We start from the raw sequence: 21,705 nt of genomic DNA on the forward strand, positions 1-21,705 counted from the left end.
TACTATTGAAAAGGATGATGTTTGGTATGAAAAAGAAGGTTTCCTTGGTTTTGGTGTTGATATTGTCATTAAGTTTATTTGGTATTTTCTCTGTCTCAGCTGAAAGCACAGATTTGATAGCAGGTAAAATACCAGATGTATATCCCACGCAGTACAGTGCCGAAGAGTTGGCGGCTATTACAGATAATGCCTCAAATACTACTCTATTTGGAAAAACTCTTGCATATGATGAATTTATATGGGAGTTTGATGTACCTAAAGATGTAGCTGGCTTTTCCTATAATGGAAGTGACTCTCCGAGAGTCGATTTATTGGATGCTGACGATAATGTTTTACATACGTTTCCGCGCTTAAGATTTGATACGAATCCGGTGCAGCCTATAGTTGGTGTGAAGAAAGTAAAGGTTTCACAAGTAAATATGTATGTTGGAATCGTTAAACTAAGCATACTTGGAACAGACTCACAAGTTACCGTACCTACACCGGAGCCAACGCAAAGCCCTAGTCCAGAACCGACACAAGATCCTACACCAGTGCCAACGCAAAGCCCTAGTCCAGAACCAACACAAAATCCTAGTCCTGAGCCGACACAAAGCCCGGATCCTTCAGAAAACGAAAATGCAATTTTGACGATAACTTTGGATAATGGTTTTGAAAAAGAATACGACCTTACTGCAACTGAACTTAACGCTTTTTTAAATTGGTATGATGCTAAAGCAGGTGGCACAGGTTCGGCGAAATATGGATTTGAAAAAAACTGGAACAATGGTCCGTTCACAACTCAAACGGAATATATCATTTTTGATAAAATCTTGACCTTTGAAGTTAGCAAATATACGTTAAAGTAATTAGTAAGCAGAATGCAACTCAATGATTGGATATATGTATATCAACAAAATATTGAACTGAAAAAGAATATGGAAAACTTTAAAACAGTCCATTCCTTAACCAAGGAAGGGCTGTTTTTGTTTGACTCCAAAATAATGCTATATGGCTATTAGGACTTCAGCGACGAAATGACTTGGTTACAGAAGGCTTAATAGCTCTACTCAAGTAATGGGGGCTTATAAGAGCCTTTAATAAATACCCAATCCGAGATGCTGTAACCAAGATCCAGTCACAATGTATTCGCTTACAATAAATTGTTTGACAATTCTAATAACGCGGTGTTATAGTCAAATTGTGGGCCACATGAGTAAGGTGTTTCACAGTATTTGAAGATGAAGGGACTGTTTATGCATGCAAGGTAAAGTTAAATGGTTTAACGCGGAGAAGGGTTATGGATTTATCGAAACTGATCAAGGCGGCGACGTTTTCGTTCACTTCTCGGCTATTCAAACAGAAGGCTTCAAAACTCTTGACGAAGGCCAAGCGGTTGAATTTGACATCGTAGAAGGCGCACGCGGTCCACAAGCTGCTAACGTCACTAAACTGTAATCATCAGGCTGCATTAGCCAGTCTATAGGATTCATTTATATGTAACTTTAAGCTCCGGGCAACCGGGGCTTTTATTTTTTACAAAAGTGCCCCTGAAACTGCAGGAGATACCCGAATAAACCTCCGTTCAAACCTTCGACATAAATTATTAGAAAATTCTAAATAAATAGAAAATAGTTTTACTATACCTCCCCTACTATGTTATAATAAGAACATGTAAAGGAGGCATGCCCCATGGAATACATCATTCGAGGTCAACATTTACAAGTGACAGATGCACTCAAGGATTATGTCGAGAAGAAGCTCGGCCGCTTAGAGAAGTATTTTGAAGCCCCTACCTCCGAAACAACCGTAACCTTATCGGTAACGAAAGGCATACACGCTGTCGAGGTCACGATTCCGATTGCCCGCAACTTTTTGAGAGCAGAGGAGAAAAGTGCCGACATGTACGCCTCAATTGATACAGTTGTGGATAAGCTGGAAAGACAAATTCGCAAACACAAAACGAAAGTCAACCGTAGATTCCGCCATGATAGCGGTGTGAAATCGCTGTTCAGGGAAGAAGGCTCCGCCGTAGGCGTTCTCGAGCATGAGGAAGAGGATTTCGAAGTCGTAAGGACGAAGAAATTTCTGCTTAAGCCGATGGATGTGGAGGAGGCCATTTTGCAAATGAATATGGTCGGCCATAACTTTTTCGTATTCGCCAATAGCTTAAATGAAGAGGTGAACGTCGTATACAAACGCGATGATGGAACATATGGATTAATTGAACAAGGCTGATAGAAGGCCGGTCGTACTTATACATCTATTGCAAATTCAAGCCTTTCCTCCTGCGGGAGGGAGGGCTTTTTCATTTTTTTGAAATATAGGAAAGGATATGATTTTCCCACCCTTTCTCTATATTTCTCTATATTTCTCTATATTTCTCGGAATGAAACGCGCTGCGCCTTCAAAGGACGGCGACAGCCGTTTCACCTTGAAATATAAGCCCCTATAAGTTTTACACTTAATGGGCTTATATGCTTATATTCCACTCTCGAAACGGCAGCTTAGCCGTCAGAGGACGGCTTCAGCCGTTTACGCTTGATATGGTGCATTTAACCATAGGAGAGAGTGCCGCTTTTTAATAGGAAGTCGTTTTGATTTCGCCCTCTGCGCGATGTATAATGAACTCAGTTGAATACGTAGGCGATACGCCTTTTTTCCTTTTGGTAAAAATGGTTATATTCTTACCTGAAAATAATGGTGATGCGTTGCGGTGCATCCTGCAAACTGTTACAATTTAAGGCAAACAAGCGTAAGGTGAAAGGGGAAGCCCCATGCTCGGATTAGTGAAAAAAATATTTGGTGATGCGAACGAGCGCGAGGTTAAGCGCCTCACGCGTAAAGTAGAAGAAATCAATGCACTGGAGCCCACCATCTCGGCTTTGTCCGATGAGGAGCTCGCAGCTAAAACTGTACAATTCAGAGCTCGCCTTGCTAAAGGGGAGACGATTGATCAAATATTGCCAGAAGCTTTCGCAGTTACGCGTGAAGCTTCGAAGCGTACGCTCGGCATGCGTCATTTTGATGTGCAGCTGATGGGCGGTATCGTTCTCCATGAGGGCAAAATTGCAGAGATGAGAACCGGTGAAGGTAAAACGCTCGTAGCGACACTGCCTGTGTATTTGAACGCGCTGCTGGAGAAAGGCGTGCATGTCGTAACGGTCAATGATTATTTGGCTTCTCGTGACAGCCAGCTGATGGCTCAGCTTTACAATTTCCTCGGCATGACGGTCGGCTGCAACCTGAACGGCTTGTCGCATGAGGAGAAGCAAAGCGCCTATGCTTGCGATATTACGTACGGTACGAACAATGAGTTTGGCTTCGATTACTTGCGCGACAACATGGTTCTTTACAAAGAACAAATGGTTCAGCGTCCGCTTTATTTCTCAATCATTGATGAAGTGGACTCCATCCTTGTCGATGAGGCGCGTACACCGCTTATTATTTCGGGACAAGCTGCCAAGTCGACTGAGCTTTATTATTCGGCAGACCGCTTCCTAAGCCGTTTGAAGGCGGAAGAGGATTACACGATTGATGTGAAGCTGCGTAACGTTATGCTGACGGAAGAAGGCGTGGAGAAGGCTGAGAAGGCGTTCCACATTGAAAATCTTTTTGACCATGAAAATGTGACGCTCAATCACCATATCCAACAGGCGCTTAAGGCTAATGTCATTATGAAGCGCGATGTCGATTATGTCGTTCAAGATGACGAAGTCCTCATCGTTGATGAATTCACTGGACGTCTAATGTCTGGTCGCCGTTACAGCGATGGCTTGCATCAAGCGATTGAAGCGAAGGAGCAGCTCAAAGTACAAAATGAGAGCATGACCTTGGCGACGATTACGTTCCAGAACTATTTCCGGATGTATCGCAAGCTTGCGGGCATGACGGGTACGGCGAAGACGGAGGAAGAAGAATTCAAGCGGATTTACGGCTTGGACGTTATTCAAATTCCAACGAACCGCTCCATGATTCGTAAAGATCTTCAGGATGTCGTTTATAAATCGGAAAAAGGCAAGTTTAATGCCGTTGTGGAAGAGATCGTAGCTCGCCACGCGAACAAACAGCCTGTACTGGTTGGCACGATTTCCATTGAGAATTCCGAGAAGCTGGCAGAAATGCTTAAACGCCGCGGTATTGCACATAAAGTACTGAATGCGAAGTTCCATGCGGAAGAGGCTGAAATTATTTCGCGTGCCGGTCAAGAGGGCTCCGTTACTATTGCTACTAACATGGCGGGACGCGGTACCGATATTATGCTCGGTGAAGGGGTAGCTGAATTTGGCGGCCTTCATATTATTGGTACGGAGCGCCATGAGAGCCGCCGGATCGATAACCAGCTGCGTGGTCGTGCCGGACGTCAAGGCGATCCGGGCTCGTCCCAGTTTTATTTGTCGCTGGAAGATGAACTGATGCGTCGTTTTGGCTCGGATAACATTATGGCCATGATGGATCGTCTCGGTCTGGAAGAGGATCAACCGATCGAGAGCCGGATGATTACCCGTGCAGTAGAATCGGCTCAGAAGCGTGTAGAAGGAAACAACTTCGATCTGCGTAAAGTCGTTCTTCAATATGATGATGTCATGAACCAGCAGCGTGAAGTGATTTACAAGCAGCGTCTGGACGTGCTCACTTCCGATAACATCCGTGAAATCGTCATGGAAATGATTAAAGCGGTCATTGATCGCACGGTTAAAGCCCACTGTACGGAGGACATTCCGGAAGAGTGGGATTTGGAAACCATTGTCGACTTCGTAGATGCGAACCTTCTGAATGAAGGCACTGTGACGAGAGACGATATTTGGGGCAAGGAAATTGAGGAAATTACCGAATTTATTTATGACAAAGTCGTTGCTTATTATGACGAGCGTGAAGCAGAGCTTGGCGAAACGACGATGCGTGAATTCGAGAAGGTCGTTTCACTTCGTGCGGTTGACAGCAAATGGATGGATCACATCGATGCAATGGATCAGCTGCGCCAAGGTATCCACCTTCGGGCATACGGCGGTACGGATCCGCTTCGCGAATATCAATTTGAGGGCTTTGAGATGTTCAAGGCGATGATTGATACGATCCAAGAGGAAGTTGCCAAATACATTATGAAGTCGCGCGTAGAAAGCAACCTGGAGCGCCAAGAGGTAGCTCAAGGCCAGACGACGACGAACAGCCCAGGCGAAAGCCAGGAAAAACGTCCGGCGAAGCGTTTGGACCGGGTTGGCCGGAATGATGATTGCCCATGCGGCAGCGGGAAGAAATACAAGCAGTGCCACGGTAAATAAGATGCTGTGATCGGATAGGCAAGGCTTAACGCGCCAGTGTGCGGAGCAATGCGGCAAAAGCTGCAGCGCTTCGCAGCAGGCGCGTTTATGCCATCAGGCAGCAGCAGAGCAAGAAAAAGCTGGGCAACCAGACAAGCTAAGAAATTTGAGGTGAAACGTACGCTATGATAGAACCAACGGTGAAACAAGATTTGCGGGAAATAGCGAAGCGGCTCCAAGATCTCAGGGGGTCTCTTTGACTTAGATCTAAAAAATGAATTAATCGCCAATTATGAGGAGAAAATGACGGCGCCTGATTTTTGGGATGACAATGACAAGGCGCAAAACGTTATTTCCGAAATGAATGCGGTCAAATCGGTCGTCGATCAATATTTGCGTTTGAACGGCGAAATGGAAGATTTGCAAACGATGCTGGAGCTGGCAGAGGAAGAGCAGGACGAGACGCTTGAGCCTGAGCTGCTGGAGGGTACAGCCCAGCTGCTGCGCAAGCTGAATGACTTTGAGCTGACGCTGCTGCTCAACCAGCCGTATGATAAGCTTAACGCTATCGTTGAGCTGCATCCAGGTGCCGGCGGTACCGAGTCGCAGGACTGGGGCCAAATGCTGTACCGCATGTATACACGCTGGGCGGAGAAAAGCGGCTTCAAGGTCGAGCTGCTTGATTATCTTCCGGGCGATGAGGCAGGCATCAAGAGCGTTACGATTTTGGTCAAAGGCTACAACGCCTACGGCTATCTTAAAGCGGAGAAGGGCGTACACCGCCTCGTTCGTATTTCGCCGTTTGATGCGTCAGGCCGTCGTCATACGTCCTTCGCATCTTGCGATGTAGTTCCGGAAATTACCGATGACATCGATATTGAAATCCGCAGTGAGGATTTGAAGGTTGATACATACCGCGCCAGTGGAGCGGGCGGACAGCACGTCAACAAGACGGAATCGGCAATTCGCATTACCCATATTCCTTCGGGGATTGTCGTGGCCTGCCAGCAGGAGCGTTCGCAAATCCAGAACCGTGAGCGGGCGATGAATATGCTGCGCTCCAAGCTTTATGAGCGGAAAATTGAAGAGCAGCGGCAGCATCTCGCGGAAATTCGCGGTGAGCAATCGGATATTGCCTGGGGCAGCCAAATCCGCTCCTATGTTTTTCATCCGTACAGCATGGTCAAGGATCATCGCACCTCGGTGGAGACAGGCAATGTAGGCGCCGTTATGGATGGCGACCTGAATGCCTTCATTAACGGATATTTGCGCCATCAAATACGCCACGACTAAACGGCGGGCTATTATAGCGCTGCTAGCAGTTAGTTGCCGCATCTGGCAAAAGTGGTTATAGGAAATAGGATATGGATGAATACGCATGGATCAAGCCATATTGACGTAAGCTAAGAAGAGTTCCGACTCGAACAAGGGTGGAACTCTTCTTTTTTTATGAGCGCTTATAGGTGAGACTTTATGAATTTGGGTGGGATTCGAGATGAGCAAAGAAATGAATGATACACAAAACGGCAAGCCGCATGCGGCCAATTCGAAGGTAATAAACAAACGGATGAAAAAACCGCTCAGCCCTGGCAAACAGCTCGTTTGGAGCATGCTTCTGGTGCTGCTGGGCTCTTTTATAATGGCGGCCAGCTTTAATTTATTTCTGGTGCCTAATGAGATTGCTTCTGGCGGTGTTTCCGGCATTTCGATTCTGGTCCAGCGTTTTGCTGACATCTCGCCAGCTTATACGCAGTGGGCTGTTAATATCCCTTTGTTTTTTGTAGGGCTGTGGCTGCTGGGCAAACGTTATGCGCTTAAAGTGGCGCTTGGCTCCGTCGTGCTGCCGTTATTCGTTCTGCTTACTTCCCATTGGGATACACCGACACATAATCCTTTGCTTGCAGCTATTTATGGCGGGATCGGCGTTGGGCTCGGGCTTGGCATCGTCTTTCGCGGAGGCGGCTCAACGGGCGGCCTCGGCTTGGCAGCGCAAATTTTGCATCGTTATACGGGATTGTCGCTGGGGCTCTCCGTCGCTATTTTTGACGGATGTGTCATCATTGCGGCTGGCCTGCTTATTTCGCCGGAAGTGGCGTTGTATGCTTTAGTCGGGCTGTTTGTAACGAGCAAAACAATTGATATTATTCAAAGCGGGCTGCCGGTTTCGAAGGTTGCTTTTATTATTAGCAGCGAGCCGGAAAAATTGTCAGAGACGATTCTTTATGATCTCGACCGCGGTTTGACGAAGCTTGATGGGCATGGCGGCTACAGCGGTGAAGGGCGGACCGTACTGATGGTTGTCGTGGGGCAAATGGAAGTGGCGAAGCTCAAGCAGCTCGTTCGGACAGTTGACCCATCTGCATTCGTCATCATTAGCAATACATCAGAGGTAGTAGGGGAAGGTTTTAAGCTGGAATAGGAATAGCGACATTGATCCCAAACAACGGGTTGTACGAGCGTGCGAGGCACAAAAATACATCCATTCGCTCATTGTATTAATATGAAATGACATGTATAATAATACGGAAAAACAGTGTATTTTAATCGACTGCCGAATCATGTACAATATACTTTTAGATAGTCTCATAGGGAGAGATGATGGATATGAGCGATAAACTGAAAATAGCTATTATCGGTTCAACCGGCTACGGCGGCGTTGAGCTTATTCGATTGTTAGCCTCACATCCTCTTGCTGAGGTGACCTCGGTTATTTCATCATCCAGCGCGGGGACGCCGATTACGGAAGGATACCCGCACTTAACGGGCATTCGCGAAGAATTGCTAGATGATGTAGAGCCACAAGCGATCCGCAGCAAGGCGGATGTTGTTTTTTTGGCAACACCAGCGGCTGTCGCTTCCAGGCTGGCACCTGATTTGCTGGCTGTAGGTCTTAAAGTGATTGATTTATCCGGCGACTACCGCCTGCAAGATAGAGCTTTATATGAAAAATGGTACAAAAAGCCCGCCGCGGACGAGGAGTATTTGAAGCAAGCGATATACGGATTGGCCGAAGTGTACGGCGACCGTGTACAGGGTGCGAATCTCATTTCGAACCCGGGCTGTTACGTTACGGCGGCGCTTCTCGGCCTTGTTCCAGCTGTGCAAGCTGGCTTTATCGATCCGGACAGCATTATTATTGATGCGAAATCCGGCGTTTCTGGAGCGGGACGCGGCGCGAGTCTTGGTACGCATTATTCCGAGCTGAACGAGAATTTAAAAGCCTACAAGCTGAATCAGCATCAGCATACGCCGGAAATCGAAATGGTGCTTTCCGATGTTGCGGGCCGCTCGGTTGTGATTACGTTCTCGACGCATCTCGTGCCGATGACGCGCGGCATTATGACGACGATGTATGCAACGGTGAAAGATAGCAGAAGCGCGGATGATTTTATGGACCTGTATCGCAGCTATTACGAGAACCGTCCATTTGTGCGCATTCGTCCTGAAGGACAATTGCCTTCCACGAAGGAAGTATGGGGCTCGAATTATTGCGATATCGGCTTTGCGTTCGATAGCCGTACGGGCAGAGTGACGATTGTTTCGGTCATTGATAATTTGGTCAAAGGCGCAGCGGGACAAGCGATTCAGAACATGAACCTTATGATGGGCTGGGATGAGACGCTTGGTTTGCAGTTTGTTCCTGTTTATCCATAAGAAGCAGCATAACCTAAATTAGCATGAAGCGAAGGAGAACGATGTAATTATGGGACAGGGACACACGGCACCCCTTTATAAGGTTGTGGCGGAAGGCTCGATTACAACACCAAAGGGCTTTACAGCGGGCGGCATTCACTGCGGCCTCAAAAAAACGACGCGCAATGACCTTGGCGCAATCGTATGCGAGGTTCCGGCGGCAGCGGCAGGCGTGTACACGACAAATGTATTTCAGGCGGCACCGCTTAAGGTGACGCGCGAGAGCATTGGCGAAGGCGGCCGCTTGCGTGCTGTGCTGGTCAACAGCGGCAACGCCAATGCATGCACTGGCGAGCAGGGCGAAGCGGATGCCTATGAAATGCGCAATAAATTCGCTGAGCGTGTTGGCATTGCAGCAGATGAAGTGGCGGTAGCTTCTACCGGCGTCATTGGCGAGCTGCTCAAGATGGACAAAGTGCGCAGCGGCATCAGCGAGCTGCCAGTCAAGCTGGGCTCGGATAAGCAAGCGGCAGAAAGCTTCTGCCAAGCGATTTTGACGACCGATTTGGTGCAAAAAATGGTCTGCGTATCCGTTGAGATTGACGGACAGCTCATTCATATCGCAGGAGCGGCGAAAGGCTCCGGCATGATTCACCCGAACATGGCAACGATGCTTGGTTTCGTTACGACGGATGCGGCAATTGGCAGCGAGGCGCTGCAGCAGCTGCTGCGTGAAGCGACGAACCATACTTTTAATATGATTACGGTAGATGGCGATACAAGCACGAACGATATGCTCGTTGCGATGGCGAGCGGACTTGCCGGCAACAGCGAGCTTAATGCGCAGCACGAAGGCTGGGCAGCTTTCGGCGCGGCGCTTCGCCATGTGTGCGAGGTGCTTGCGAAAGCGATCGCGCGTGACGGCGAAGGCGCAACGAAGCTTGTCGAGGTTCAGGTGCGCGGAGCGGTTAGCGATGCATCGGCGCAAGCGATTGCGAAGACGGTCATTGGTTCTTCCCTTGTGAAATCGGCAGTTTTTGGCGCAGATGCGAACTGGGGCCGGATTATTGCGGCAGTAGGCCGCGCTGGCGAGCCTGTCAACCCGGATACGGTCGACATTTCGCTGGGCAGCATTGTGACGCTGCAGCAGTCGAAGCCGGTCGCTTTTGACGAGGAGAAGGCGCTGGAGTATTTGAAGGGCGATACGGTCGTCATTCATGTGGATTTGCATATGGAAGCAGGCGCAGCAACGGCTTGGGGCTGTGACCTGACTTATGACTACGTGCGAATTAATGCGGCTTACCGTACATAACGGTGCATGAGGCGGCATTAAGCGATAAAGGAGCTCATAATAGCATGACGCAACGATTTGTAATGAAATGCGGCGGCAGCACACTTGCTGCGCTGCCTGAATCCTTCTTCGGCGAGCTGAGGGAGCTGCAGCAAGCTGGCGTTAGCCCGGTTATTGTGCACGGCGGCGGCCCGGCGATCTCGGAGACGCTGGCGAAGCTTGGCATTGAGACGGAGTTTGTCGGCGGCTTGCGCAAGACGAGCGAAGCGGTGCTGGATGTCGTCGAAATGGTTTTGTCGGGACGCATCAACAAGGAAATTGTGCGGAAAATGTCTTCCTGCGGTGCACAGGCGCTCGGCTTATCCGGTGTGGATGGCCAGCTGATTACCGCACGTCCCGTGGCGAATGCTGATGAGATCGGCTTTGTAGGCGATGTGACGGACATTAACGCTGCTGTTATAGAAGGCGTGATGGCAATGGGTTATATTCCTGTTATTGCGCCTGTAGGCATTGATGCACAGGGGCAGCGCTACAACATTAACGCGGATACCGCGGCTGGGGCTGTAGCTTCCCATCTGGGTGTGCATCAAATGATCGTAGTAACCGATGTGCCGGGCATTATGCGCACGGTTGATGGTGTGAAGCAGGTGCTGCCTGTGGTCACCGTTGCCGATATCGACGAGATGATCGCAAGCGGAGAAATATATGGCGGAATGATTCCGAAGGTTCGCGCGGCTGTGCAATGCATTCAAGGACAGGTGCAGGAAGTCGTCATCGTCAGCGGCGAGGAGCCAGGCGTATTGACTAAGGCGGTGCGCGAGGGTGGAGTCGGTACGCGTATCGTCAAAGGGGTTTAAATCGCGAGAGCGGGAGGGAGGATATAAACGATGAGTGAGAAAACAACTGCGGCAGCGGCAAATTCGCTGCTGCCTACTTATGCGAGATACCCAATCGCGCTGGTGAAGGGCGAAGGCAGCTGGCTGTGGGATGATCAGGGCAAGCGTTACCTCGATTTCATGAGCGGCATCGCCGTTACGAATTTGGGACATGCGCCTCGCAAAATCAAGGAAGCTTTAATAAAGCAGCTCGATGAGCTGTGGCATGTATCCAACCTGTTTCATATTCCGAATCAGGAGGAAGCTGCCAAGCTATTGACGGACAACAGCAGCGGCGATGCGGTATTTTTCTGCAACTCGGGCGCAGAGGCGAATGAGGCGGCAATCAAGCTTGCGCGCAAATACCAGCAGAAGATTAAAGGCAATGGCCGTTATGAAATTATTACATTCGAAAATTCCTTCCACGGACGGACGCTGGCAACCTTGACAGCTACGGGCCAAGAGAAGGTAAAGGAAGGCTTTGCTCCGTTGCCGGAGGGCTTCCGCTACATTCCTTATAATGATATTGAAGCGCTGGAGGCGGCGATCAGCGATAAAACAGCGGCAGTTATGCTGGAGCTGGTTCAGGCGGAAGGAGGCATTTATCCGGCTGATCCGGCATTTGTGCATGCCCTGTGCAAGCTATGCCGCAAGCATGGCATTTTGCTTATCGTCGATGAAATTCAGACGGGCATGGGCCGTACAGGCAAGCTGTTCGCTTACGAGCATTACGGCATTGAACCGGATATTTTCACGCTGGCCAAAGGGCTGGGAAGTGGCTTCCCTGTAGGAGCAATGGTGTGCCGGGAAGAGCTGCGTGAAGCGTTTAGCCCAGGAAGCCACGGTTCCACTTTTGGCGGAACACCTATTGCAACAGCTGTTGTGAAGGCGACGCTGGAGACCATCGTCGGCGACCGTCTGTCTGAGCGCGCGGAGGAGAAGGGCGACTACTTGACGTCGCAACTGAAAGCGAAGCTTGAAGGCCATTCATTCGTGAAGGACATTCGCGGCAAAGGGCTGCTTGTAGGTATCGAATGCGCGGAGCCAATTGCTGGATTGCTCACTGCAGCGCAGGATAAAGGGCTACTCGTCATTTCGGCGGGGCCGAATGTCATCCGTCTGCTGCCCAATCTGCTCGTTACGAATGAGGAGATTGATCAAGCGGTGAGCATTTTGGCCGAGCTGCTGGCAGGCGCGGGCGACCATAAATAACAGCTATCATAAATGAAACGCATAGATGGAAGTGGAGGAGATACGATTGCAAGAAGCAGTAAAAGAAGAAATGGCTGCGAGCCTGAAAGGCCGCGATTTTCTCATGCTGGTCGATTATGCGCCAGCGGAAATCCGTTACCTGATCGATCTCGCTATCGAGCTTAAGCAAAAGCTGAAAGCGGGCGAAACGCATCATTTGCTTAAAGGAAAAACACTCGGGATGATTTTTGAAAAATCGTCGACGCGTACGCGCGTATCGTTCGAGACAGGTATTTACCAGCTCGGCGGTCACGGATTGTTCCTGAGCGGCAATGATTTGCAAATCGGGCGCGGCGAGTCCATTTGGGATACGGCACAGACGCTTTCCCGCTATTTGGACGGCATCATGATTCGTACGTTCGCTCATCGCAAAGTAGTGGAGCTGGCGCGCGGTGCAACGATTCCGGTTATTAACGGCTTGACCGACCTTTCCCATCCTTGTCAGGCGCTGGCCGACTACCAGACGATTCTGGAGCACAAAGGCAAGCTGGAAGGGCTGAAAGTGGCTTATATCGGCGATGGCAACAACATGGTGCACTCCCTGCTGATGGGAGCAGCTAAGCTGGGCATTCATATGTCGGTGGCGACTCCAGAAGGCTATGAGCCGGATGCAGACATCGTACAGCAAACGAAGGATCATGCAGCTGAGACAGGCTCGCGCATTCATGTGTGCCGCGATCCGAGAGAAGCGATTGAGGGCGCTGACGTCGTTTATACGGACGTATGGGCAAGCATGGGACAAGAAGCGGAGCAGAAGGAACGCGAGCTTGCTTTTGCCGCTTATCAAGTGAATGAAGCATTGGCTGCACATGCGAAGAAAGACTATTTATTCATGCACTGCCTGCCTGCACATCGCGGCGAGGAAGTGAGTGAGGGCGTCATTGACGGCGACCACTCGATTATTTTTGACCAGGCGGAAAATCGTCTTCATGCTCAAAAGGCCATTATGGCCGCGATTATGTAACAAAGCTTAACCCGGCGTTATTCGGCTTGCCACCCGCATAGTGGGATATTCGCCGGAATTATTCATTTTGATTTTAAGGAGTGCGACAATAACAATGGCTAAGGAAAAAATCGTATTGGCATATTCGGGCGGTCTGGACACGTCCGTCATTCTCAAATGGCTGAAAGAAACGTATGATGCGGAAATTATCGCGTTCACAGCTGACATCGGACAAAAGGATGAGCTGGACGGACTGGAAGCAAAAGCGCTTGCGACTGGCGCTTCGAAAGTTTATATCGACGATCTGCGCGATGAGTTCGCGTCTGATTTTATTTTCCCTATGTTCCAGGCTGGCGCTTTCTATGAAGGCCAATACCTGCTTGGTACTTCGATTGCCCGTCCGCTGATCGCAAAGCGTATGGTTGATATTGCACGCGCTGAAGGTGCGACTATTATCGCTCATGGCGCGACTGGCAAAGGAAACGACCAAGTTCGTTTTGAGCTCGGTGTTGCCGCGCTTGCTCCTGATATTAAAGTGATCGCTCCTTGGCGTGAAGAGCAGTTCCGTGAAGAGTTCCCAGGACGCGCAGAGATGATCGCTTATGCCGAGAAGCACAACATTCCCGTTCAGGCTTCGGCTGCCAAGCCATATTCTACTGACCGCAACCTGCTGCATATCAGCTTTGAGAGCGGCATGCTGGAAGATCCTTGGTTCGATCCAAGCTCCGATGAGAACAAAGATATGTTCGTGCTCAGCGTAGCGCCGGAAGATGCGCCCGATCAATCCGAATACGTAGAGCTGTCTTTTGAAGCGGGCAACTGTACGGCAATTAACGGCGAGCCGCTTACTCCGCTGCAGGTCATGGACAAGCTTAACGACTTGGGCGGCAAGCACGGTATTGGCCGCGTGGATATGGTCGAGAACCGTTTTGTCGGCATGAAGAGCCGTGGTGTGTATGAGACGCCGGGCGGCACGATCCTGTTCAGCGCACACCGCAAAATGGAGTCGCTCACGATGGACCGTGAAGTCATGAATCTGCGTGATTCCCTCATTGCAAAATACAGCCAGCTTGTATATAACGGCTTCTGGTTTGCGCCTGAGCGTCTTGCGCTGCAAGCACTTGTGCTGGAATCGCAGAAAAACGTGACCGGTACTGTACGCCTTAAGCTGTACAAAGGCAATATCATCGGCGCTGGCGTACAAAGCCCGGTGAGCTTGTACAACCCAGAAATCGCTACGATGGAAGCTGATCCGACACAAGCTTATGACCAAGGCGATGCTACAGGCTTTATCCGCCTGAACGCGCTGCGTTTGAAGGTCGGAACGAAATACAGCGGTAAATAACCATAAAAGTACGTCATTTATTAATAGATGCCGGAAGCAAAGGAGAGGCCGCTTCTTGCAGCGGCCCCGCGCCTTTTCCGGGAGGGAGTGCGATAACGTGAGCAAGTTATGGGGCGGCAGATTTACGAAGAAGACTGATCAGCTGGTGGAGGAATATACAGCATCCATCCTGTTCGACAAGGAACTGGCGGAAGAGGATATTCAAGGCAGCTTGGCTCATGTAACGATGCTGGGCAAGCAGGGCATTTTGCCGGATAAAGATGTGGAGACGATTCAGGACGGCCTTCACCGCGTCTTGCAGCGCATTAAGCGCAATGATCTGGAGTTCTCGGTGTCCGACGAGGATATTCATATGAATATCGAGAAAACGCTCATTGACGATATTGGCTCGGTAGGCGGCAAGCTGCACACCGGACGCAGCCGTAATGACCAGGTTTCGACCGATATGCATCTCTATTTGCGCAAGCGTGTTGTTGAATTTGTGGATTTGCTGCAAAAGCTCCAAGCGTCGCTTGTGGAGCAGGCGAAAGCGAATACCGCTACAATCGTGCCGGGCTACACGCATTTGCAGCGTGCCCAGCCGATTTTGTTCGCTCATCATTTGATGGCTTACGTAGCAATGTTCGGACGCGACATTGAGCGCCTGCAAGACAGCTACAAACGCATCAACATGCTGCCGCTTGGCGCAGGCGCGCTTGCGGGAACAACGTTCCCAATCGACCGCCATTTTGTAGCGAGCCAGCTGAAATTTGATCGTGTTTATGAAAATAGTCTGGATGCAGTCAGCGACCGCGACTTTATTTTGGAATTTCTCTCCCATGCTTCGATCATTATGATGCATCTGTCGCGTCTGAGTGAAGAGCTCATCCTGTGGTCCAGCACAGAGTTCAATTTCGTCGAGCTGGATGATGCTTTCTGCACAGGCAGCAGCATTATGCCGCAGAAGAAAAATCCGGATGTGCCTGAACTTGTGCGCGGCAAAACAGGCCGTGTCTACGGCAACCTGGTCGGCCTGCTGACGGTTTTAAAATCGCTTCCGCTGGCATACAACAAGGATATGCAGGAAGACAAGGAAGGCATGTTTGATACGGTTCGCACGCTGCAAGGCGCGCTGCAGCTGTTCGCGCCGATGATTGCGACGATGAAGGTCAACAAAGACCGGATGCGTCAAGCGGTCAATCAGGATTTCTCCAATGCGACGGATATTGCCGATTTCCTCGTGGGCAAAGGATTGCCTTTCCGCCAAGCACATGAAGTGATCGGTAAAACGGTGCTTTATTGCATCGAGCAGGGCAAATACTTGCTAGATCTGAATCTGGAGGAATTCAAGCAATTCTCCGAGCTGTTTGATGATCGCATTTATGCGGTGCTCCAGCCGGAGCAGGTTGTCGATGCCCGCAACGTCTATGGCGGCACAGCGACTGTACAGGTTGAAGCAGCTATTGGCCGTGCCGATGAGGACCTGCTGAAGGTAGCCGCATGGGTAACAGAATACGCTGAGCGCAGCCGTTAAGCTTTGCTTGGGGTTTAAAATCAAAAATCTCCAAATCCACCTTTACAGTGGGTTTGGAGATTTTTTTGCTTTCTCGAGTGAGCTTGCAATTATAGTAATCGCATGCTTATGAACATGTGCTGCTTTCTTATGGGGCAAGCACGGGTGCAACGCGATGCTTTGTTCCTTGCTCGTACGAGTAAGCCAGCTTGATCAGTGTCGGCTCGCTATATTCGCGGCCGAGGAATTCAATGCTCGCTCCGAGCCCTTCAGCTGTGTAGCCGGCAGGCACGGTAATGGCTGGGAACCCGGAGAACGGGCTGAGGCGATTGTTGCCGCCTGCGCTTTGTGCTTCGCCAATTAATGCAGCTGTTTGCGTAGTCGAAGGATAGACGATCGCATCAAGGTTGTTGTCAGCCATCACCTTCAGCAGCGCGTCTTTTGTCGTTTTCGTACGGAACAGCACGATGTCCTTGTAATCCTCTGTATTCAGCGATTGTCTGGCATCGCGTGATTTGAGCGAAGCTTCCATCGATTTGTCGAATTGGCCGGAAGCAATAATTTCAGTAAGCGAGTGGTAAGGGGCTTTGGAGCCCAGCTCTGCCAAATATTCATTCAGCTGGAATTTGAATTCATAGCCGCTGAGACTTGGGTAAGCCATAATTTCCTTCAGGTTAGGAATGGTAATATCGATAGTTACCGCACCTAGCTTAGCTAAGTCCTTAACAGCCGCTTGTACCACTTCAGTGGTCGGCTGCTCTGCTTCCGCAGTTCCGAATAGCTCGGTGGCCACGCCGATGCGTGCGCCCTTCAAGCCTTTCGCATCCAGATAGCTCGTGTAGCTGCTTGGAATATGGCTGATGCTTGCTGCTGTCGCGACATCGTCAGGGTCATAACCAACCGTTGCGTCCAAAACGATGGCAGCATCCGTCACGGTCCGGGTCATAGGTCCGCCTACGTCCTGCGACAGGGCGAGCGGAATGATGCCGTCGCGGCTGGAGAGGCCGATCGTTGGGCGAATGCCGACGAGACTGTTATAGGTCGATGGGATGCGGATGGAGCCGCCTGTATCGGTGCCCATGCCGATGACGCCGAAGTTTGCTGCAATGGCAGCGCCTGTGCCGCCGCTGGAGCCGCCGGGGTAGTGGTCCAGCGCATAAGGGTTCAAGGTTTGGCCGCCTAAGGAGCTGCTCGTTGTAATGCCGAATGCAAACTCATGCAAGTTGGCTTTGGCTAAAATAATGGCGCCTGCTGCCTTAAGCTTGGCAACCTGATCGGCATCCTCGGAAGGAATGGAATCCTTCAGGCAGAGGCAGCCTGCCGTCGTGGGCATGTCATTCGTGTCATAGTTGTCCTTCACGATGACGGGAATGCCGTGCAGCGGGCCGCGAATGCCGGAGGCTGCACGTTCTTTATCCAGCTCGCCTGCGATTTCAAGCGCCTTTGGATTGATCGTCAAAATTGCGTTCAGCTTAATGCCTTGGTCATCGTATTTCTCAATGCGATCCAAATATTGCTGAACCAGTTCTTTGTAAGTAAGCTTGCCCTGGCCGACAGCCTGCTGAATGCTGGCAATCGTCGCTTCCGGCAGCAGGAATGGCATGCTGTAATTATAAATGCGATAGGCAAGCGCATAGGCCCCCGAATAAGTCAGCGATTGGTTTGGTGCAAAATGGGTCTGGCTAACGCCAAGCATCAACTTCGCTTCCATGACCGCTCCTACTGATGAGGCATAGGATGCTTTATCCGGCACGTCTTTGTATGGCTCGGCGGCTGGGGACAAGTGCAGTCCTTCCGCGATCATGACCGCGACGTCCTTGCGAGTGACGGTCGCCCCTTTCGGCGCGGCCTTGAACGTAGCGTCTCCGCCTGCGAGCTTGGCGCTTTGGTCAAATAGTTTTTTTAGCTCTGCCGAAGGAATAAGCTTGTCAGAGGAAATACTGGCATCCCCCAGCTGCAGCTCTATCGCTTTCGAAGATTCTCCTTGATAGACAGCTGCTGCCGCAGCAGTAGAGGCTGTTAAAGGCCCTGTGAGCAGCAATGCCCCGACAAGCAAAGCGGCACTGTGTTTTTTCCATGATGAAAGAAGATGTGGCATCTTTAAACTCCCTCTCTATTATGTAATGTAACCTAACATAATTAAGAGTATAGTAGGGAGCATAGAGTATGCAAGGTTCGTAAATCATCCAAGTAAGCGGTTGAATGACTGAATTTCTAGTTATATCAGCTATTTTGTCCCGTTATCTCATTGTGTTAATAAATATTACATAAATTATAGATTCGATTTTTCTGACGTTATATTTATGTTATCTAATTGTGATAGTTAATATTAAAATTCAGCTGATGCCATCCTCAAGCAGCGGTTCTGTCGGTGTACCGGGTTCGTTGGGCGCGCTTGGAGCTGGAGCGGGCTGTGGTCCTGGTGTCTGATCGGTGCCCCCTGCTTTCCCCGTGCCAATATGAATGACAGTAGGCTGGGCACGGTATGTGTCGCGCGAAATACGCTCCTTAATTGGTGGTTTTCCATTTTCCAGCGTCACTCTGAATGTGTCGACGACATAGCCGTTGCGTCCTGGTGCAATCACCTTGCGTGAGCCAGCTGGCAGCGCAGGGTCTTGAAGCTGCTGCACCTCTGGAGACAGAGTGCCGACGGTAACCGATTCAATGCGGTATTGTACATCCTCGGACATTTTTCCGAATAGCTTGACGGTCAGCTTGCGGCCCGCAGATGTCGCGCGAATGACGATGTACTTGTCCGTTGAATTGCGAAACCGAAAGTTAATGGCGCCGTCGGCATAGGTAGCGTCTTGTCCAACGGGCAAATAAGAGACGGGCAGCGAGTGGTTGCGTCTTTCGACAATTTCAAGGCCTGCGCGCAGTGCAGCGTTGTAAAGTGTGCTGGATACTTGGCAGATGCCGCCGCCGATACCGGGAACAAGCTTGCCATTCAAGATGACGGGAGCCTCCCGAAAACCGTATTTTTCCTCGACCCTGCGAATGACTTTGCTGTAATCAAAAACCTCGCCCGGTGCCAGCAGCCAGTTGTCGAGAGCAGCCGCCGTTGAGGCGACATTATAGGCGCGGCCCTCGGCGCTTGCAGCGAAGTCGGTCGTGAATGACATCATTTTGCGCTCAACCCCTTGCGCCTTAAGCTGCTCGAGCGTTACGGAAGGAGACAGGGTAAGGATAGGGAGTTCGGTGTTATATGCCGCTTGCTCCGCAGGGGATTTAGCATCGGCGGCGAGCCAAAGCCAGCTTTTCACGTCAGCGGCCAGTCGGCTCATTTCAATACGGTACGCTTCTGCTTCCGGCTCAAATAAAATTTCATCTTGGTCCGTAATCGTGCGGACGGCATCTTTGGGCTCATTTTGCTCCAGCCAGCCCCACTGCTGGCGAATAAGCTTTTCGAACAAAGCTTGATCAAATGTCTGCGCAAGCTCAAAGTTTCGCGGAAAATGATAGCGGTATTTCACCGCCTCCCATAAAGCTCCTTTGCCGAGCTGCTGCAAAGCCCCGCGCACCTCCGAGGTATCGGCCTTGTAGCCAAACGCTTCGGCCTTCCACGTGCGTCTGTCCGAGCCGGCACTGCCGGTAGCGACGGTCAGCTCACGCGCGCCAAGCGCCTGCTCATAGTCGCTCAGCAGTTTAATCGCTTCCGGGATAGGCAGCCCGCCAATATTCAGCCCGCCCGCGGTTACGCCTGCCGGCACGGTGCGCTGCTCGGCATAATAGGTGAGTCCACCCCAGCTGACGGATGCTGCAAGCAGCAGGGCAAATACAAAAATGCTGGTGAGATGCAATTTTTTCAATGGGACAATCCCCCTTCCTTTGGCGGCGCAGCTCGTTTCACTCCGAGAAATATAAGCCCATTTATAAGTGCGTAACTTATAAATTCTTATATTTCGAAAGCGACTCTGTTATGTATATGCAAGCAGCTAGAATGAATATGAGAATTGTGAAAAATGAGGAAAGAAACCGTCGAAAAGAAAGGATTTCCCATGTCATTGTCGAATTACTAATGCTGACTAAAAACAGGATGTGATAACGTGATTGAAATGCAAGACATTTGGAAGACTTACGTCGACGGTACTCATGCACTGCGAGGAGTGTCCGTACGCATAGACCGCAATGAATTTGTGTATTTGGTAGGGCCTTCCGGGGCAGGGAAATCAACCTTCATGAAGCTGATCTATCGCGAGGAAGTGCCTACGAAAGGGCAGCTTTCCGTAAATGGTTTTAATATAGGCAAGCTGAAGCCGCGCAAAATTCCATTTGTACGGCGCAACATAGGCGTTATTTTTCAAGATTTTAGATTGCTTCCGAAGCTGACCGTGTTTGAAAATGTCGCTTTTGCGATGGAGGTTATCGAAGCTCCCAAGCGGATTATCAAAAAAAGGACGATGGAGGTTCTTGACCTCGTCGGTCTAAAGCATAAGCATGCCAGCCTGCCAGCCCAGCTTTCAGGAGGAGAACAGCAGCGCGTGTCGATTGCCCGGGCAATAGTGAATAACCCGTCGGTTATTGTAGCGGACGAGCCCACCGGCAATTTGGACCCGGAGACGTCCATGGAGATTATGGCTTTGCTGGAGGAAATCAACTTCCGCGGCTCGACCATCGTCATGGCGACGCATAACCGCGATATAGTAAACAGCTTGCGCAAGCGTGTCATCGCAATCGAGAATGGCTTGGTCGTTCGGGATGAGGCAAGAGGGGAGTACGGTTATGAAATTTAGAACCCTGCTCCGCCACCTTAGAGAAGGCTGTAAAAATATTATTCGCAACGGCTGGATGTCGTTTGCTTCCATTAGCTCAATTTTTATTTCGTTATTTTTACTTGGGGCGTTTATGCTGCTGGCGCTGAATGTAAACAATTTTGCCTCCTCGGTGGAGAGCAAGGTGGAAATTCGCGTATTTCTGCAGCTGGATATAGACAAGGCGAAGATGGAGGAGGTCGAGAATAAAATCCGCCTCATCCCTGAGGTGAAGAAGGTTACGCTGGTTACGAAGGAAGAGGGACTTGAGGAGCTCCGCAAAAATTTGAGCGACGAAGGCTTGCTTGACGGCTATGATGATGCGAGCAACCCGCTACCGGACTCTTTTACCGTAGAAGTATTTAAACCTCAGTCTGTCAGCAGCGCAGCAGCGCAGATCGAGGCGCTTAACACAGGCGATGAAACAGCGCCAATTACGAGCGTGAAATATGGGGAAGGCAAAATCGAGACGCTGTTCAAAATTACGAATGCGGTACGTACCATTGGCCTCGTGATCGTGCTGGCGCTTACGGTAACCGCTATGTTCCTCATTTCCAACACGATTAAAGTGACGATTGTAGCCAGGCGCCGGGAAATTGGCATTATGAAACTGGTAGGCGCGACGAATGCGTTTATCCGCTGGCCGTTTTTCATTGAAGGTGCGCTTATTGGCATGATTGCTTCGATATTGACGACGGTTGTGCTGCTCATCAGCTACGCACAGTTTGTTACATTGACGCAGGAGGGACTTGGGCTGATGATGCTTAGTCTCGTATCGGTTCAGCAGGTTGGACTTGAAATTAGCGGTGTATTAATTGGACTGGGCACCTTGATCGGCATATGGGGAAGTACGATATCCATTCGAAAATATTTGAAAGTGTAGG

17 protein-coding genes are annotated in these 21,705 nt (G+C 50.2%); 15 read left to right on the forward strand and 2 right to left on the reverse strand.

What is annotated here, in order from left to right:
- Positions 1–26: 26 nt before the first annotated feature.
- The 13 genes from ABEW34_RS17360 (at position 27) to argH (ending at position 16,091) form a co-directional block, all read left to right on the forward strand.
- A complete protein-coding gene (locus tag ABEW34_RS17360; RefSeq protein ID WP_430160418.1) occupies positions 27–848 on the forward strand; it encodes a hypothetical protein in 822 nt (273 codons plus the stop codon).
- Positions 849–1,239: 391 nt separating this feature from the next.
- Complete coding sequence (locus ABEW34_RS17365; protein ID WP_056036940.1) at positions 1,240–1,437, forward strand: cold shock domain-containing protein; 198 nt, start codon at positions 1,240–1,242, stop codon at positions 1,435–1,437.
- Between the two features lie 234 nt (positions 1,438–1,671).
- Positions 1,672–2,217 (forward strand): ribosome hibernation-promoting factor, HPF/YfiA family, encoded by a 546-nt coding sequence (gene hpf / locus ABEW34_RS17370; RefSeq protein ID WP_099518253.1) that lies wholly within the window; start codon positions 1,672–1,674, stop codon positions 2,215–2,217.
- 539 nt (positions 2,218–2,756) lie between these two features.
- Complete coding sequence (secA, locus tag ABEW34_RS17375) at positions 2,757–5,261, forward strand: preprotein translocase subunit SecA (RefSeq protein ID WP_430160419.1); 2,505 nt, start codon at positions 2,757–2,759, stop codon at positions 5,259–5,261.
- Between the two features lie 164 nt (positions 5,262–5,425).
- A protein-coding gene (prfB, locus tag ABEW34_RS17380; protein ID WP_099518255.1) for a peptide chain release factor 2 occupies positions 5,426–6,533 on the forward strand; the annotation gives its coding sequence in 2 pieces (ribosomal slippage) (positions 5,426–5,497 and positions 5,499–6,533; 1,107 coding nt in all).
- A 202-nt stretch (positions 6,534–6,735) separates the two neighbouring features.
- A complete protein-coding gene (locus tag ABEW34_RS17385; protein ID WP_430160420.1) occupies positions 6,736–7,659 on the forward strand; it encodes a YitT family protein in 924 nt (307 codons plus the stop codon).
- Positions 7,660–7,844: 185 nt separating this feature from the next.
- A complete protein-coding gene (gene argC / locus ABEW34_RS17390) occupies positions 7,845–8,894 on the forward strand; it encodes an N-acetyl-gamma-glutamyl-phosphate reductase (protein ID WP_430160421.1) in 1,050 nt (349 codons plus the stop codon).
- A gap of 49 nt (positions 8,895–8,943) precedes the next feature.
- Positions 8,944–10,185 (forward strand): bifunctional glutamate N-acetyltransferase/amino-acid acetyltransferase ArgJ, encoded by a 1,242-nt coding sequence (gene argJ / locus ABEW34_RS17395; RefSeq protein WP_430160422.1) that lies wholly within the window; start codon positions 8,944–8,946, stop codon positions 10,183–10,185.
- Positions 10,186–10,229: 44 nt separating this feature from the next.
- Positions 10,230–11,021, forward strand: a complete 792-nt coding sequence (gene argB / locus ABEW34_RS17400; protein WP_430160423.1) for an acetylglutamate kinase — start codon at positions 10,230–10,232, stop codon at positions 11,019–11,021.
- Positions 11,022–11,051: 30 nt separating this feature from the next.
- Positions 11,052–12,251, forward strand: a complete 1,200-nt coding sequence (locus ABEW34_RS17405) for an acetylornithine transaminase (RefSeq protein ID WP_430160424.1) — start codon at positions 11,052–11,054, stop codon at positions 12,249–12,251.
- Positions 12,252–12,276: 25 nt separating this feature from the next.
- Positions 12,277–13,254 (forward strand): ornithine carbamoyltransferase, encoded by a 978-nt coding sequence (argF, locus tag ABEW34_RS17410; protein ID WP_430160425.1) that lies wholly within the window; start codon positions 12,277–12,279, stop codon positions 13,252–13,254.
- Between the two features lie 94 nt (positions 13,255–13,348).
- A complete protein-coding gene (locus ABEW34_RS17415; protein ID WP_430160426.1) occupies positions 13,349–14,578 on the forward strand; it encodes an argininosuccinate synthase in 1,230 nt (409 codons plus the stop codon).
- A 97-nt stretch (positions 14,579–14,675) separates the two neighbouring features.
- Positions 14,676–16,091 carry an argininosuccinate lyase gene (argH, locus tag ABEW34_RS17420; RefSeq protein WP_430160427.1) on the forward strand — a complete coding sequence of 472 codons (1,416 nt, stop codon included), beginning with the start codon at positions 14,676–14,678 and terminating at the stop codon, positions 16,089–16,091.
- 127 nt (positions 16,092–16,218) lie between these two features.
- Here argH and ABEW34_RS17425 read toward each other — a convergent pair whose 3' ends face one another.
- Together ABEW34_RS17425 and ABEW34_RS17430 are read right to left on the reverse strand one after the other, a co-directional pair.
- The gene (locus ABEW34_RS17425; protein ID WP_430160428.1) at positions 16,219–18,168 is read right to left on the reverse strand and encodes an amidase family protein; all 1,950 of its coding nucleotides are present in this window, start codon (positions 18,166–18,168) and stop codon (positions 16,219–16,221) included.
- 238 nt (positions 18,169–18,406) lie between these two features.
- The gene (locus tag ABEW34_RS17430) at positions 18,407–19,879 is read right to left on the reverse strand and encodes a VanW family protein (RefSeq protein ID WP_430160429.1); all 1,473 of its coding nucleotides are present in this window, start codon (positions 19,877–19,879) and stop codon (positions 18,407–18,409) included.
- Positions 19,880–20,116: 237 nt separating this feature from the next.
- Here ABEW34_RS17430 and ftsE point away from each other — a divergent pair, with 237 nt between their 5' ends.
- Positions 20,117–20,803 carry a cell division ATP-binding protein FtsE gene (gene ftsE / locus ABEW34_RS17435; protein WP_046229739.1) on the forward strand — a complete coding sequence of 229 codons (687 nt, stop codon included), beginning with the start codon at positions 20,117–20,119 and terminating at the stop codon, positions 20,801–20,803.
- Positions 20,793–21,704: a permease-like cell division protein FtsX gene (gene ftsX / locus ABEW34_RS17440; protein WP_430160430.1), complete on the forward strand. Its 912-nt coding sequence runs from the start codon at positions 20,793–20,795 to the stop codon at positions 21,702–21,704. Before ftsE ends, ftsX begins: the two co-directional genes overlap by 11 nt.
- The last annotated feature ends 1 nt before the right edge of the window (position 21,705 follow it).

Source organism: Paenibacillus algorifonticola (assembly GCF_050481745.1).
GTDB classification, from domain to species: domain Bacteria; phylum Bacillota; class Bacilli; order Paenibacillales; family Paenibacillaceae; genus Pristimantibacillus; species Pristimantibacillus algorifonticola_A.

Excerpts from the sequence above, each read along its gene's own strand:
- argF (WP_430160425.1), top strand. The coding sequence starts at position 12,277 with ATGGAAGTGGAGGAGATACGATTGCAAGAAGCAGTAAAAGAAGAAATG.
- secA (WP_430160419.1), top strand. The coding sequence starts at position 2,757 with ATGCTCGGATTAGTGAAAAAAATATTTGGTGATGCGAACGAGCGCGAG.
- ftsX (WP_430160430.1), top strand. The coding sequence starts at position 20,793 with ATGAAATTTAGAACCCTGCTCCGCCACCTTAGAGAAGGCTGTAAAAAT.
- ABEW34_RS17415 (WP_430160426.1), top strand. The coding sequence starts at position 13,349 with ATGGCTAAGGAAAAAATCGTATTGGCATATTCGGGCGGTCTGGACACG.
- ABEW34_RS17405 (WP_430160424.1), top strand. The coding sequence starts at position 11,052 with ATGAGTGAGAAAACAACTGCGGCAGCGGCAAATTCGCTGCTGCCTACT.
- argB (WP_430160423.1), top strand. The coding sequence starts at position 10,230 with ATGACGCAACGATTTGTAATGAAATGCGGCGGCAGCACACTTGCTGCG.
- ABEW34_RS17365 (WP_056036940.1), top strand. The coding sequence starts at position 1,240 with ATGCAAGGTAAAGTTAAATGGTTTAACGCGGAGAAGGGTTATGGATTT.
- ABEW34_RS17360 (WP_430160418.1), top strand. The coding sequence starts at position 27 with ATGAAAAAGAAGGTTTCCTTGGTTTTGGTGTTGATATTGTCATTAAGT.
- ABEW34_RS17385 (WP_430160420.1), top strand. The coding sequence starts at position 6,736 with ATGAGCAAAGAAATGAATGATACACAAAACGGCAAGCCGCATGCGGCC.
- argJ (WP_430160422.1), top strand. The coding sequence starts at position 8,944 with ATGGGACAGGGACACACGGCACCCCTTTATAAGGTTGTGGCGGAAGGC.
- ABEW34_RS17425 (WP_430160428.1), bottom strand. The coding sequence starts at position 18,168 with ATGCCACATCTTCTTTCATCATGGAAAAAACACAGTGCCGCTTTGCTT.
- argC (WP_430160421.1), top strand. The coding sequence starts at position 7,845 with ATGAGCGATAAACTGAAAATAGCTATTATCGGTTCAACCGGCTACGGC.
- hpf (WP_099518253.1), top strand. The coding sequence starts at position 1,672 with ATGGAATACATCATTCGAGGTCAACATTTACAAGTGACAGATGCACTC.